Genomic DNA, 12,877 nt, shown 5'->3' with positions numbered 1-12,877 from the left:
TGAGGCGAAGATAGGGACGGGCAGCTCGAAACCGCCGAGCGTTTCCTAGCGCACTGCCCCCGTTGGCCAGGCATTGATCACCGCCTTGACCAGGGTCGCCAGGGGGATGGCAAAGAACACCCCCCAGAAGCCCCAAAGGCCACCGAAGATCAACACCGAAACGATGATGGCCACCGGGTGAAGGTTGACCGCTTCCGAGAACAGCAGGGGCACCAAAATGTTACCGTCCACCGCCTGGATAATGCCGTAGGCCAGAAGCAGGTAACCAAACTGGGGGGAGATCCCCCACTGAAAAAACGCCACCAGCGCCACCGGTAGGGTCACCACAGTGGCACCGATGTAGGGGATCAACACCGACAGTCCAACCAGGACACTGAGCAGCGCCGCGTAGCGCAGTTCCATGGTGAAGAACACGATGAAGCTGCTGGTCCCGACGATGAGGATCTCAATGACCTTACCGCGAATGTAGTTGCCAATCTGAACATTCATCTCCCCGGCCACCTGGTTGGCCAGTTCTCGATTCTGGGGAATGAACCGGGACAGGCTGGCCATCAGCTGCTCTTTGTCCTTCAGCAGGAAAAACAGCAGCAGGGGAACCAGGATGGCGTAAACCATCAAGGCCACCAGGTCCACCAGCGAGGCGATGGACATCGACACCAACCCCTGCCCCGCCTTCAGCAGGGAGTTGTTAAAACCGGATACCAGGTTAGCCAGCTGGTTCTGATCAATGATGGTGGGATACTGCTCCGGCAGGGTCATCAACAGCCCCTGCCACTGGCTGACCATCGCCGGCAGTTCCGCCATCAACGACACCCCCTGACGCCACAGTGCCGGCAGCATCACCAACACCATCAGTACCATCACCAACAGGAACAACAGCAACACCAGGCTCGCCGCCACCACCCTGGGGATCCCCAGCACCGCCATCTTCGCCACCGGCCACTCCAACATGTAAGCCAGCACAACCGCCACCAACAGGGGCATCAGCAGGTTGCCGTAAAAGTAGATCAGCGCGAAGCCCGCCAACAGGATCACCGTCAGGGTGACCGCCTGGGGATCGGAAAATTTCTCTCGATACCAGTTACGGACCAAATTCCACATTGTTTTTTAGTTTCCCAATTGCTTTGATAGAACCCTTACTCGGAGGCCATCAACCGGATCCGTCAGGAGTTCAAAGTGGTACCCGGTTTTCTCAAGCCAGCGCGGAACATCTCTACGGGTGCCGGGGTCTGAGATCAGGATTGTGAGAGGAGCCATCGCGTCGTGCGCCTGGATCGCCAACTTGGCTTTGACAAACGCCAGGGGACAGCGCTCTTGACGCAGGTCCAGCGTGAGTTCCGACTTCGACAATATCCACTCCTAATAGGCCGACTGGCAGCATGGTGGTCATTATCGCGCGACTGCCTGCAAACCACAAACGCCTGGGACACTGGTTTTTTTTAACGATACACTAGGGCCGTAACCAATTAAGACTCTCCGTTGTGAAGAAACCTGTTAATCGCCTTTGGGCCATCGTGCTGTCTACCCTTGCCGCCCTGGCGAGCATCGGTGTGGGCAAAGCCGCCAATGAACTGCCCAACCTTGGGACGGCGGCCATCACCACGCTAACCATCGAGAAAGAGATGGAGGTGGGGGACTTCTACATGCGAGTCCTTCGAAACCAGATCCCGATCGTCAACGATCCGGTGATGACCGAATACCTCAATGATGTCGGTCATCGTATCGTTGCCCACTCCAACAATGTCCGGACACCGTTCCGCTTTTTCCTGGTAAATAATCCAGATATCAATGCCTTCGCCTTTTTTGGTGGTCACGTTGGCGTCCATACGGCCCTGTTTCACTACGCCGACAATGAGAGCGAACTCGCCTCGGTTCTGGCCCACGAAGTGGCACACGTTACCCAGCGTCATTTGGCAAGGAGCATCGAAGCCCAGCAGAAGAACACCCCCGCCACCCTGGCCGGAGTCCTGGGCTCCATTTTACTCGCTATCGCGGCACCGGAAGCGGGTATGGCAGCACTGCAATCGACACTGGCCATGGGCCAGCAGGCAAGGATCAACTACACCCGCAGTAACGAATTGGAAGCGGACCGGATCGGGATGCAGGCGATGGTGGCCGCCGGCTTCGATCCCTACGCCGCTCCCAGTTTCTTCGGCAAACTGGCGGCTCAGTACCGGTTTGCCAGCAAACCTCCGGCGATGCTGATGACCCACCCCCTACCCGAGTCCCGGATCGCCGACACCCGAGCCCGAGCGGCCCGTTATCCCCATCGCAATATTCAGGACAACCTGATGTTCCAGCTGGCCAAGGCGAGGGCCCAGGTGCGCTTCTCCAACTACAGCACCGAGCGTTCAAGGGACATCTTCGAACGCCAGCTCAAGGATGCCACCTACCCCTTCAAGAACGCCTCCCGTTACGGTCTGGCCCTGGTCCATTTTCGCGCCGAGCAATACGACGAGGCGGAGCGCCTGATCAACGAACTGCGTGCAGAGAGCGAAAAGAACCTGTTCTACCTGGATACCCTCACCGATATCCTGCTGGCCACCGAGCGCCAGCAAGTCGCCATCGACACGCTGGAGGCGGCGCGCAAGAACCGGCCTAACAATGCCGTGATCGAACTCAATCTCGCCAACGCTTACTTGAGCGCTCAAAAACCGGAAGCGGCCCGGCGGATCCTTGAGCGCCGCCTGGTTCTGGCCCAGGACGATCTGGTGCTTTATGATCTCCTCTCCCAGGCGTACACCGCCCTGGATATGCCGGACCGGCGCCACATGGTCCAGGCCGAGATCCTGGCCATGCGGGCAGACTACCCCCGTGCCATCGATCAGTTGCAACACGCCTATCGGCTCTCCAGGGGCAACCCCCTGCAGCTGGCTCGCATCGATGCACGAATCAAGCAGCTGCGAGAGTCCGAGCAGCAGATGAAAAACCTCTAATCATAACAACGAGAAGAATGGAGAACTCATGTCCGATACCCTGATCTGGCACAACCCAAGATGCTCCAAGAGTCGCCAAACTCTGGCACTGCTCGAAGAGAAGGGGATAACCCCCGCCATCGTCCGCTACCTGGAGACACCGCCGACACGCAGCGAGCTGGAGCGGGTTCTGTCGCTGCTGCAGTACTCGCCCCGTCAACTGATGCGCACCAAGGAAGCCCTCTACAAGGAGCTGGACCTGGCCGAGGCCAGTGATGACGCCCTGATCGAAGCGATGCTGGCCAACCCCAAGCTGATCGAACGTCCGGTGGTGATCCACCAGGAGCGCGCCGCGCTCGGCCGTCCTCCGGAAGCGGTGCTGGAGCTCCTGGCGTGATCGCACTTTCACCGCGGACCGTCCGCCTCCGTAAGCTCACCCTGATCGGTTACCTGGCGAGCCTCCTGCTCATTCCGGCCTGGTTGCTGCTGTGGCCCGGACAGCCCGGCTACTCCTGGTTGTTTCAGCTGCTGTTGCTGATCCCGCTGCTGCTGCCTGCGTACGGGATACACAAGGGCCGCCCCTACACCCACGCCTGGTCCGGTTTTATTGCCGCACTCTACCTGTTGTGGGCGTTGACCGGCTGGTGGGTGTACCCTGAACAGCGATGGATAGCGACACTGATCATCGCATCGCTCAGCCTCTGGCTGGTGGCCGCAACCTACTTTGCCCGTCACCGGGTGAGAGAACTAGGCCTGAGCATGAAGGGACTCAAACCCAACTGATATTGGCGGCGAGGACAGGGAGTACGTCCGCTAAAACGACAAAAGGAGTGTGTTATGCGCCATTACTTAACGGCAGCCCTGGTACTGGGCTTGATGGGATGCGGCGGCAGCGGTGGTGACTCATCCTCCCCTCTGCCCTCTCCAGGCCCGGCCCTTGAGATCCAGGCCCCCGCCACCGCTGCCGTCGGCGACGCCATCGCTTTGGTGGCCCGCCCTGTCGACACCAGCAGTACAGACTGGCGCTACCGCTGGCGCCAGACCGCCGGTCCCGCCGTGAATATTGCCAACACCATCAGTCCGGTGGCGGCCTTCGACCTGCCTGAAGCGGGCAGCTATCAGTTTGAGGTATCGGTCACCGACGGAGCTGTCCAACGGTCAGAGACCGTCGATATCAATGTTCAGGGCCTCGGGACCGGTTTCACCGTCACCCGGGACCATGCGGTGGTCTCCGGAGGCCGAGTCAGCCTGAGGGTAACGGCGCTGGAATTTGATGAGAATTTTAACCTCACTGCCCCAACCGGGATCCTCTGGCAACAGACCCAAGGCCCCAGCGTGAGCGACATGGACTCACGGAACCCGCTGCTGATGACCTTTACCGCCCCCAGGGTGACACAGGACACCCTGCTGACGTTTGAAGCGAGCGGCACTTTGGATGGGCGCACCGTCAGCGACGAGATACAGGTACTGGTGCGCGCAACGCCAGCGCCCGTAGAGGACGCCTTTTTCGACACGCCCGTCGCGCGGGTAGAGGCCTATCGACCAGACTCCCCCTGGGCCAGTGCGATGGAGCGCTGCGTGTACAACAACCGGATCAGCACCCCCTGTACGGTGGAGAGCCTGCCCCTCATCGGTCAGACCACCAACACAACCACCATCGACGAGGTGATGGATCGTGTGCTGGTCTCCCATCCCTGGATGGGTGAGCAGTTCGAACGCTTCCTGCGCGAGCAGGATCCCAGTGGGGATTTCCTGCACCTGCTCAGCTCGGTCACCGCCGTGGTGCTCAGCTACGATGTGCGCCCCTCGTTCTACTGGGTCGCCACCGGCGCCATCTACCTGGACCCCGAGTACCTATGGCTTGAGGACTGGCAGCGTAACACCATCAACGAGGACCCCGATTTTCGTGCCGGGTTTGGTTCCATGCTCGCCTTCTTCATGCCCTGGCGCTACGTCTCCGGGGATGAGTACGCTTCCCTCTACTACCCGCCACAGTTCCACCTCAACCGGCCCTGGCAACAACTGACACCGGATCTGGCCAGCCTGCTCTACCATGAGCTGGCCCATGCCAACGATTACTTCCCCCGCAGCACCCACAGCGCGATCCGGGCCGCCACCCTGGTGGAGGAGTATTTTACCCGGGTCGACAACCAAGGGTTGCCCTCTGACCAACTGAGCCAGACACTGCCCCTGTTCAGCGAGCAGATGTCCGGCCTGGCAGAGGTTCGTTTTCGTGGCGCCACCGCCACGGACCTGCAGAAAAGTTATACGCCCGATGACGTTGCGGGCTTCTTCTTCCCGGACCGGGCCAGCGACTTCTACGGCTACTCCAGCGAGCGGGAGGATCTCGCCATGCTGTTTGAGGAAGCGATGATGTGGGAGCGCTACGGCATTCGCCGGGATGTGGCCGTAACCGGCCTTCGCAGCGACGATCGCGCCCAGGATCTCCTGGTGGCACAGGGTCAGCGGGGCCGCATCGGTCAGGCGGAGCTGGCGCCCAGGCTCTCCCTGGTGTTGGCGGAGCTATTGCCGGAGGCAGAGTCGATTGTCGATGGCCTGCCAGGCCCGGTCCCGATGCGCTCCGGTGAAAGCTGGTGGGACAACCTGGTGCTCAGTGAAGAGGCTGTGATGGAGAGAGACTTATCGCCGGTCAAAGCCTTTACCGGCCCCCAAGCCCTTCCGCTGGAGGGACGTACCCACTTCGGCCCGAGGCATGCGTCACCGGTTGCGCTGCCAGCCCGGTAGCCGCCGCAATAAAAAACGCCCGCTCAGTTGAGCGGGCGTTTTTTATTGCGGGTCGTCCTGGCGATTCAACACCGCGTTAAAGGTGCAGCGCCTCTTTGACAAAGGGGATGGTGAGCTTGCGCTGCGCCACCATGGAGGCCTTGTCGAGTCGGTCGAGCACCTCAAACAGGGTGCGCAGATCTCGGGCAAGGCGCGTCATCAGGAACCGACCCACATCCTCCGGCAGCTCCAGTCCGCGCATCCGGGCTCGACGCTGCAGCGCCGCCAGTTTGGCCTCGTCGGACAAGGGATGAAGCTGGTACTGGATCCCCCAACTGAGTCGTGAGACCAGATCCGGCAACAGGAACCCCGCCTGAGCCGCAGCGCTGCGGGCTGACACCACCAGGCGACAATCCGGTGTCTCCGCCACCCGGTTATAGAGATCGAACAGCGCCTCCTCCCAGATGGGATGACAACTCACCTCATCGATGTCATCGAGACAGATTAACGACATCTGCTCGAGCCCTTCCAGGATATCCGGTGACATGGAGGCGTTGATCCCAAGCGGCAGGTAAAACGCCTGGCGCCCCTGCTCATTGGCCAGAGCACAGGTGGCGTGAAGCAGATGGGTCCGTCCGGACTTGGCACTGCCCCAAAGGTAGGTAATGCGCTCGCCCTCACCGCGCGCCGCCTGCCTCAGGCTTTCAATCAGCTGCAGGTTACCCGCCGGATAGTAACTCTGGAAAGTTTCATCGTCCGGCAGGTGGACCGCTAATGACAGTTGAATGGGCGAATGGGCAGTCACAGATCAGGCAGTTCCAAGTCGACGTAGATGCGGGCGAAGTGTAACACGACACATGGGGCTTTAGCGCATCGACCAGCGGTAGCGCGGTGCCGCCGGGAGTGGCTCCTCGCTCGGCAACGCCGTGATGGCCGGATTGAGCCCCATCAGTTGCTCCACCTCCGCGATACCACCAACGAGTTCCAGGCTAAACTGCACCTCACCCTGGCCCACCTCCACGATGGTGACCGAGCGAACCGGCGTTAAGCTTTCCAGGTAGCGTTCCAACGCGATCAGGGGCGCCAGCCCCTTTGGGATCTCGAAGCGCAGCTGCGCGGTGTCGGCGCTGCCGGAGAACACCGCCGCGTAGCGCCCGGCATAGTACTTCGCCAAGGTGGCCACCAGGGCATCCAGCGCCGCTTCCGGGGTTTCCCCCTGACCGCGATCACGGAATACGGGACGGGGGATCACGGCCTCGGAGCGCAGCTCATACAACGCCAGCGCATATTGCCACTGTCCCTGGCTCTGCTCGAGACGCACACTGGCAACGAAGTCGCTGCCGTAGCGCGTACTGGCCTCCAGCACCTTGGAGGGGAAGCCGCCCCAAACGTCATTCACCTCCACCGCCAGGCTGTCTTCCAGATCCAGGATCGGCAGCAGCACCGGAACCCCTCGGCGCTCGCCACTGTTGCTCAGAGGGTTCGCCCACTCATCACTCTCCCCGAGCAACTGGGGTGCACCGTCTCCCGCTCCTGCCAGCCACACCAAAGTCTGGGGCCGCTGAGCCCCCCAAAGGGGCAGCTCCGCCGCCTGCAATGCCTGCCGGATCCGTTCACCATCGAAGTCGACCTGCAACATCCCCGCCTCCCCGTAGCCAAAGGAGAGCAGGAAGCGATCTGCACGACCCAACACTGAACGTACGGATTCATCCGCCAGCAGCGCTTCATCCCCGGTGACCCTGACAATCACCTGAGCCAGTGCCGCCCGAACCCCTTGCTGGCGCTCCTGAGCAGAGCGGGAGTCGACCGGAACCTGGCCGCGGTAAAGATCCTCAACCGTCACCGCCCGGGCACCAGCAGAAAGGCAAAAAGCTAAGAGAAAGAGAAACGTACGCACATTATTTCCTATCGATTGGGCAGATACGGTACTGGCCGAAAGTGTACCACAGCGATCTAAGCGAAGCCGACTCAGGCACGCTTGTGCGCGGAAGCTTTGGGCAGCACCAGGTTCAGCACAATGGCGGTGATGGCACAGAGAGCGATCCCTTCGAGCTTGAAATCGCCGAAGGGCAATACCATGCCGCCGATCCCGAACACCAGGGTGACGGCCACGATTACCAGGTTACGCCCCTCCCCCAGGTCCACCTGATTCTTGATCAGGGTGTTGAGCCCAACAGCGGCGATGGAACCGAACAGCAGGATCATGACCCCTCCCATCACGACGGTCGGGATGGTCATCAACAGGGCGCCAAACTTTCCAACCATCGCCAGCAGGATGGCAAAGCAGGCCCCGTAGGTCATCACCCGGGGGTCATAGTTCTTGGTCAGCATCACCGCACCGGTCACTTCGGAGTAGGTGGTGTTCGGCGGCCCACCGAAGCTCGCCGCAGCCGTGGTAGCAATCCCATCCGCCAGCAGTGTCCGGTGCAGGCCTGGCTTCTTGATGTAGTTTTTTCCGGTCACGTTGGAGATAGCAACCATATCGCCGATGTGCTCCACTGCGGGCGCAATGGCCACCGGGATCATAAAGAGGATCGCCTGCCAGTTGAAACTGGGGGCGGTGAAGTCCGGCAGCGCGAGCCACGCCGCAGCCCGCACGGAGGAAAAATCCACCAGGTCGAACATCAGCGACAGGCTGTAACCGACACAGATGGCGCACAGGATCGGCAGCAGCCGCAACATCCCCTTAGCCAGGGTGGAGACCAGCAGTGCGGTCAACAGGGTGGGCAGCGCCACCATCAACGCTGTCGTGGTGTCCACCACCTGGGTCTCCCCCTCAAAACCCAGCGCCATAGCAACGGCCACCGGAGCCAGGGCCAGGCCGATCACCATGATCACCGGTCCCACCACCACCGGGGGCAATACCCGGTTAATCGCCGCCACACCCCCGACGCGCGCCATCTGGGAGAGCAGTACGTAGACCAGGCCAGCGGCCATCAGCCCCCCCATGGTATCCGCGATCCCCCACTGGCCGACGCCGGCGGAGATCGGCGCGATAAAGGCAAAGGAGGAGGCCACGAACACCGGCACCTGGCGACGGGTGATCAACTGGAAGATGAGGGTACCGATACCGGCAGTAAAGAGGGCGACACTGACGCTCAGTCCGGTGAGCAGGGGCACCAGAACCAGAGCACCAAAGGCAACAAACAGCATCTGGCTGCCGGCAAGGATCTGTTGGGGACGAGAGAGAGGGGCTGTTTCCATAGAGTAAAGGCTCTTAGCTATTCGACATTAACATTGGCAGGGAAGCACGCATAAAAAAGGCGCCGATGACGACGCCTGTTTCCCGTCACCGGGATCACTTGGTACCGAAAATCTTATCGCCGGCATCGCCAAGACCCGGCAGGATGTAGCCTTGGTCATTGAGGCACTCGTCGATGGAGGCAGCAAACAGCTCCACATCCGGATGGGCAGCTTCCAGCGCTTTCACCCCTTCCGGGGCCGCCACCAGGACCAGCACCTTAATGTGCTGACAGCCGCGAGCCTTGAGCAGATCCAGCGTCGCGATCATGGAGCCCCCGGTGGCGAGCATAGGATCGACCACCAGAGCGATGCGCTCTTCGATATTGGAGACCAGCTTTTCGAAATAGGACACCGGTTCCAGGGTCTCCTCATCGCGGTAGATACCGACCACGGAGACTTTCGCCGACGGGATATGCTCCAGAACACCGTCCATCATGCCCAGGCCCGCACGCAGGATCGGCACGACCGTCACTTTTTTGCCCTTGATCTTGTTGACCTTGATAGGGCCATTCCAGCCGTCGATGGTGACCTCTTCGGTAGGGAAGTCGGCCGTGGCTTCATAAGTCAACAAGGCGGCCACCTCCCCCGCCAACTCACGGAAGCGCTTGGTGCTGATCTCCGCTTCCCGCATCAGGCCCAGTTTGTGTTGGATCAAGGGGTGCTTGACTTCAGTGACTTTCATCGCCATCTCCAGCTGTGATTCATTTTTTTAGACAAATTGGCCGGAGTTTAGCTTGGCTTTGGGGCCACGGAAACTATTCCCTTCGCACGCCACTGGAAACTGTGACCCACACCCCAGTGAAATTGGATTTTTTCTCTATCCGGCAAAAGCTTGGGGCCACCCCCATTGCCTGATAGAATACCGCGCAAAAATTGACACCGCATTTGGGACCGGCGGCCCCTACGGCAACCGGACCAGGATACGAAGCGGGATCGCCCCCCTACACCCTGATAAAAATCATAAACGAGGCCTCTGTGACTACTCCCAGCCAACTGAGCTACAAAGATGCCGGCGTCGATATCGATGCAGGCAACGCCCTGGTAGATAACATTAAATCCGCCGTTAAACGGACCCGGCGCCCGGAAGTGATGGGGGGGTTAGGGGGATTTGGGGCACTCTGTCGCCTGCCCAGCAACTACAAGAAGCCGCTGCTGGTCAGCGGTACCGATGGTGTGGGCACCAAGCTGCGACTGGCGATCGACCACCAGCGCCATGACTCCGTTGGCATCGACCTGGTCGCCATGTGTGTGAACGACCTCATCGTCCAGGGTGCAGAGCCCCTCTTCTTCCTCGACTACTACGCCACCGGGAAGCTGGACGTTGAGGTGGCCACCCGGGTGGTCTCCGGCATTGCCGACGGCTGCAGCCTGGCCGGCTGTGCCCTGATCGGAGGCGAAACCGCCGAGATGCCCGGCATGTATGAAGGCGCCGATTACGATATGGCGGGCTTCTGTGTCGGCGTGGTGGAAGAGGATGAGGTGATCGACGGCAGCCAGGTTGCCGCCGGCGACGCCATCATTGCCCTGGGTTCCTCCGGCCCGCACTCCAACGGTTACTCACTGATCCGCAAAGTCCTTGAGCGGGTTGAGAACCCCGACGCGGTTCAGTTGGGGGAGACGCCGCTGCTGGATGCTCTCATGGCACCGACCCGGATCTACGTCAAACCTGTGCTCAACCTGCTGGCCCAAACGCCGGTACACGCCATCTCCCACATTACCGGCGGTGGCTTCTGGGAAAACATCCCCCGGGTGTTACCGGAACAGCTCAAGGCGGTGATCGACGGCCAAAGCTGGGAGTGGCCGGCGGTATTTAACTGGTTGCAGGAAACCGGCAATATCGCCGAGCATGAGATGTACCGTACCTTCAACTGTGGTGTAGGCTTGGTCATCGCCCTGCCCAAAGAGCACGCCGAAGCCGCGATCGCCCTGCTTAATGACCAAGGCGAGAATGCCTGGCTTATCGGCACCATCGCCGAGCGCAGCGGTGACGAACCTCAGGTCGAGATCCAGTAATCCCAAGGGGCAACCCTGATGTTAGGAACCAGCATGAAACAGAACCGCATCGCCGTCCTGATCTCCGGAAACGGCAGCAACCTGCAAGCCCTGATTGACGCCAGTCAAAGTGGGGAGATCCCCGGTGAGATCGTGGCGGTAATCAGCGACAAAGCCGATGCCTATGGGCTGCAAAGGGCCAAAGACGCCGGCATCGCCACCCAGGTTATCGCCGCCGAACCGGGGGAGTCCCGGGCCCAGTACGATCAGCGTCTTGGGGCGGAGCTTATTCGCCTCAACCTTGATCTGGTGGTGCTCGCCGGTTTCATGCGGATCCTCTCCGGGCCACTGGTAGAACGCTTCGCCGGTCGGATGTTCAATATCCACCCCTCCCTGCTGCCTAAGTACACCGGGCTCAATACGCATCAGCGCGCCCTGGATGCCGGGGATAGCGAACACGGCTGCTCGGTGCACTTTGTCACCGCCGAACTCGATGGAGGCCCGGTGATCCTCCAGGCCAAGGTGCCAATCTTTCCCGGCGACGAGGCAGACGACCTGGCTCAGCGCGTTCATCAGCAGGAACATCGGATCTACCCGCTGGTGGTGAAATGGTTCTGTGATGGGCGCCTTTCGATGGTGGACGGCGAAGCAAGGATGGATGGCCAGGCCCTACCCGGTGCCGGCTACGCCTCCGAGTAAGGGACCCGAAGAGCGGATAGAAAAAAGCGCGGCATTCGCCGCGCTTTTTTTTGGTCTCGAGTCCAGCCTCAGAATCCGGTACCGACGGTGATGTAGAAGGCACTGTCCTCGTCGCTGAAACCGAAGTCCATACCCATATGAAGGCCATAGCGACGGGCAACCTGGTAACGGAAACCCGCCCCGTAGGCCCACTCGCCCTCGCCATAGAGATCGTCAAATTCGGACTCGGCACTGCCGACGCCCACAAAGCCGGACAGGGTCCAACGGGGGGCAACCTGCCACATGATCTGAGTCTGGATCGCACTGACGTAGTCCCCCTGGTATCGGAACGAGGGGATCCCCCTCAGATCGATGTAAGGGCGCACCAGGGGCGGTAAGCCCACTTCATCACTATTGAGGGACTGGTATGCGCCCTTTAATGCCCAAGTCCATTTCTCGGTCACCGGGAAGTAAGCCTGGCCAATCAGGTCCAAAGTGTCGTAGTCGTAATCGCTTCCAAAGAAATCCCTGTAAAACATGTACTTGAAATCCAGGGAGTAGCCTTTCGTCGGGAAGAAGAAACTGTTCCTGCTGTCGTACTCCGCCATGACACCCAGGGCAGAAGTACCGGTGCTCTCTCCGAGCAGTAGCTTCAAAACGCGATCCGCCAGCGGATTATCGGAACTGACTTCGAAGTGAGCATAGGTCTGGGCAAACCCGAGAAACCAGTTGGTGTCCGGCAAGCGAAACTGGACATCCTGCACAATAAAATAGCCCTGGGAATCGGTTTGAATCGCGAACCCCGCCCCCGGCAATAACCCACCCAGATCGTTGTAGATATCGATCACCGCATTGGCGTAGCCGCCAAACCCCTGGTAACGGATCCCGTCTTCGCGCCAGGTGCGCCTGTGCCCCCCCAGCGCAAACCAGGTACCGTTCTCCGTACCGCCGCCACCGACCGCCGTCACCGCCGGTGGGATCAACTGGGCGCCTCCATCGGTTGACTGCCGAGCCATCGTTTTACGACGCGCTTTCTCCTCCGCCGATTCATGCAGGAACACCCCGATCAGGCCACCCCCGTAACCCACCGCAGGCTCGGTGATGATCACCGGCACCGGCAGGAAGCCGTAAGCGTTCTCTGCCAGGTACTCGCCCATATCAAATTGACCATCCAGTGGATCGATAAAGGAGACCGCCTGAACCTGTGACACCATCAACACGCCCCCTGCGGCACTCAAACAACGCCGCATCCACTTGCCATCTGCTCTGCTCATTTTTCCCCTCAATCGGACCCCGTTGGTCTCCTGCAGCCTGTTTCATCCTTG

13 protein-coding genes are annotated in these 12,877 nt (G+C 60.4%); 6 read left to right on the top strand and 7 right to left on the bottom strand.

All coding sequences use genetic code 11. The features are described 5' to 3' along the window. Positions 1-45 precede the first annotated feature (45 nt). Both ABD997_RS06610 and ABD997_RS06605 read right to left on the bottom strand, forming a co-directional pair. The gene (locus ABD997_RS06610; RefSeq protein WP_345316218.1) at positions 46-1,101 is read right to left on the bottom strand and encodes an AI-2E family transporter; all 1,056 of its coding nucleotides are present in this window, start codon (positions 1,099-1,101) and stop codon (positions 46-48) included. A gap of 6 nt (positions 1,102-1,107) precedes the next feature. Beyond that, positions 1,108-1,350, bottom strand: a complete 243-nt coding sequence (locus ABD997_RS06605) for a sulfurtransferase TusA family protein (RefSeq protein ID WP_345316217.1) — start codon at positions 1,348-1,350, stop codon at positions 1,108-1,110. Between the two features lie 131 nt (positions 1,351-1,481). On the opposite strand from ABD997_RS06605, the gene bepA reads away from it, so the two are divergent. From bepA to ABD997_RS06585, 4 genes are read left to right on the top strand one after another with little or no spacing between them, the layout of a single operon-like run. After that, positions 1,482-2,936 (top strand): beta-barrel assembly-enhancing protease, encoded by a 1,455-nt coding sequence (gene bepA, locus ABD997_RS06600; protein WP_345316216.1) that lies wholly within the window; start codon positions 1,482-1,484, stop codon positions 2,934-2,936. A 28-nt stretch (positions 2,937-2,964) separates the two neighbouring features. Beyond that, positions 2,965-3,312 carry an arsenate reductase (glutaredoxin) gene (gene arsC, locus ABD997_RS06595; protein WP_345316215.1) on the top strand — a complete coding sequence of 116 codons (348 nt, stop codon included), beginning with the start codon at positions 2,965-2,967 and terminating at the stop codon, positions 3,310-3,312. After that, entirely contained in the window at positions 3,309-3,698 is a 390-nt protein-coding gene (locus ABD997_RS06590) for a DUF2069 domain-containing protein (protein ID WP_345316214.1), read from the top strand. Before arsC ends, ABD997_RS06590 begins: the two co-directional genes overlap by 4 nt. Positions 3,699-3,752: 54 nt before the next feature. Beyond that, positions 3,753-5,660 carry a PKD domain-containing protein gene (locus ABD997_RS06585; protein WP_345316213.1) on the top strand — a complete coding sequence of 636 codons (1,908 nt, stop codon included), beginning with the start codon at positions 3,753-3,755 and terminating at the stop codon, positions 5,658-5,660. Between the two features lie 76 nt (positions 5,661-5,736). On the opposite strand, the gene hda is transcribed toward ABD997_RS06585, so the two are convergent. The 4 genes from hda to upp form a co-directional block, all read right to left on the bottom strand. Beyond that, positions 5,737-6,444, bottom strand: a complete 708-nt coding sequence (hda, locus tag ABD997_RS06580) for a DnaA inactivator Hda (RefSeq protein WP_345316212.1) — start codon at positions 6,442-6,444, stop codon at positions 5,737-5,739. 60 nt (positions 6,445-6,504) lie between these two features. Further along, positions 6,505-7,536: a DUF2066 domain-containing protein gene (locus ABD997_RS06575; protein WP_345316211.1), complete on the bottom strand. Its 1,032-nt coding sequence runs from the start codon at positions 7,534-7,536 to the stop codon at positions 6,505-6,507. A gap of 71 nt (positions 7,537-7,607) precedes the next feature. Beyond that, positions 7,608-8,843, bottom strand: coding sequence for a uracil-xanthine permease family protein (locus tag ABD997_RS06570; RefSeq protein WP_345316210.1), 1,236 nt, complete (start codon positions 8,841-8,843; stop codon positions 7,608-7,610). A gap of 94 nt (positions 8,844-8,937) precedes the next feature. Then, positions 8,938-9,564, bottom strand: coding sequence for a uracil phosphoribosyltransferase (gene upp, locus ABD997_RS06565; protein ID WP_345316209.1), 627 nt, complete (start codon positions 9,562-9,564; stop codon positions 8,938-8,940). 293 nt (positions 9,565-9,857) lie between these two features. Between upp and purM the strand changes: the two genes are divergently transcribed. Continuing rightward, on the top strand, positions 9,858-10,895 hold the full coding sequence (purM, locus tag ABD997_RS06560) for a phosphoribosylformylglycinamidine cyclo-ligase (RefSeq protein ID WP_345316208.1): 1,038 nt from the start codon (positions 9,858-9,860) through the stop codon (positions 10,893-10,895). A 33-nt stretch (positions 10,896-10,928) separates the two neighbouring features. Then, a complete protein-coding gene (gene purN / locus ABD997_RS06555) occupies positions 10,929-11,573 on the top strand; it encodes a phosphoribosylglycinamide formyltransferase (RefSeq protein WP_345316207.1) in 645 nt (214 codons plus the stop codon). A 68-nt stretch (positions 11,574-11,641) separates the two neighbouring features. Here the strand turns inward: purN and ABD997_RS06550 are convergent, their stop codons facing one another. Beyond that, positions 11,642-12,826: a BamA/TamA family outer membrane protein gene (locus tag ABD997_RS06550; protein WP_345316206.1), complete on the bottom strand. Its 1,185-nt coding sequence runs from the start codon at positions 12,824-12,826 to the stop codon at positions 11,642-11,644. Between the last annotated feature and the right edge of the window lie 51 nt (positions 12,827-12,877).

The sequence above is a fragment of the Ferrimonas gelatinilytica genome (genome assembly GCF_039544205.1).
Taxonomy (GTDB): domain Bacteria; phylum Pseudomonadota; class Gammaproteobacteria; order Enterobacterales; family Shewanellaceae; genus Ferrimonas; species Ferrimonas gelatinilytica.
Note: the sequence above shows the minus strand (reverse complement) of the source record. Positions and strands in the feature narration are given on the sequence as shown.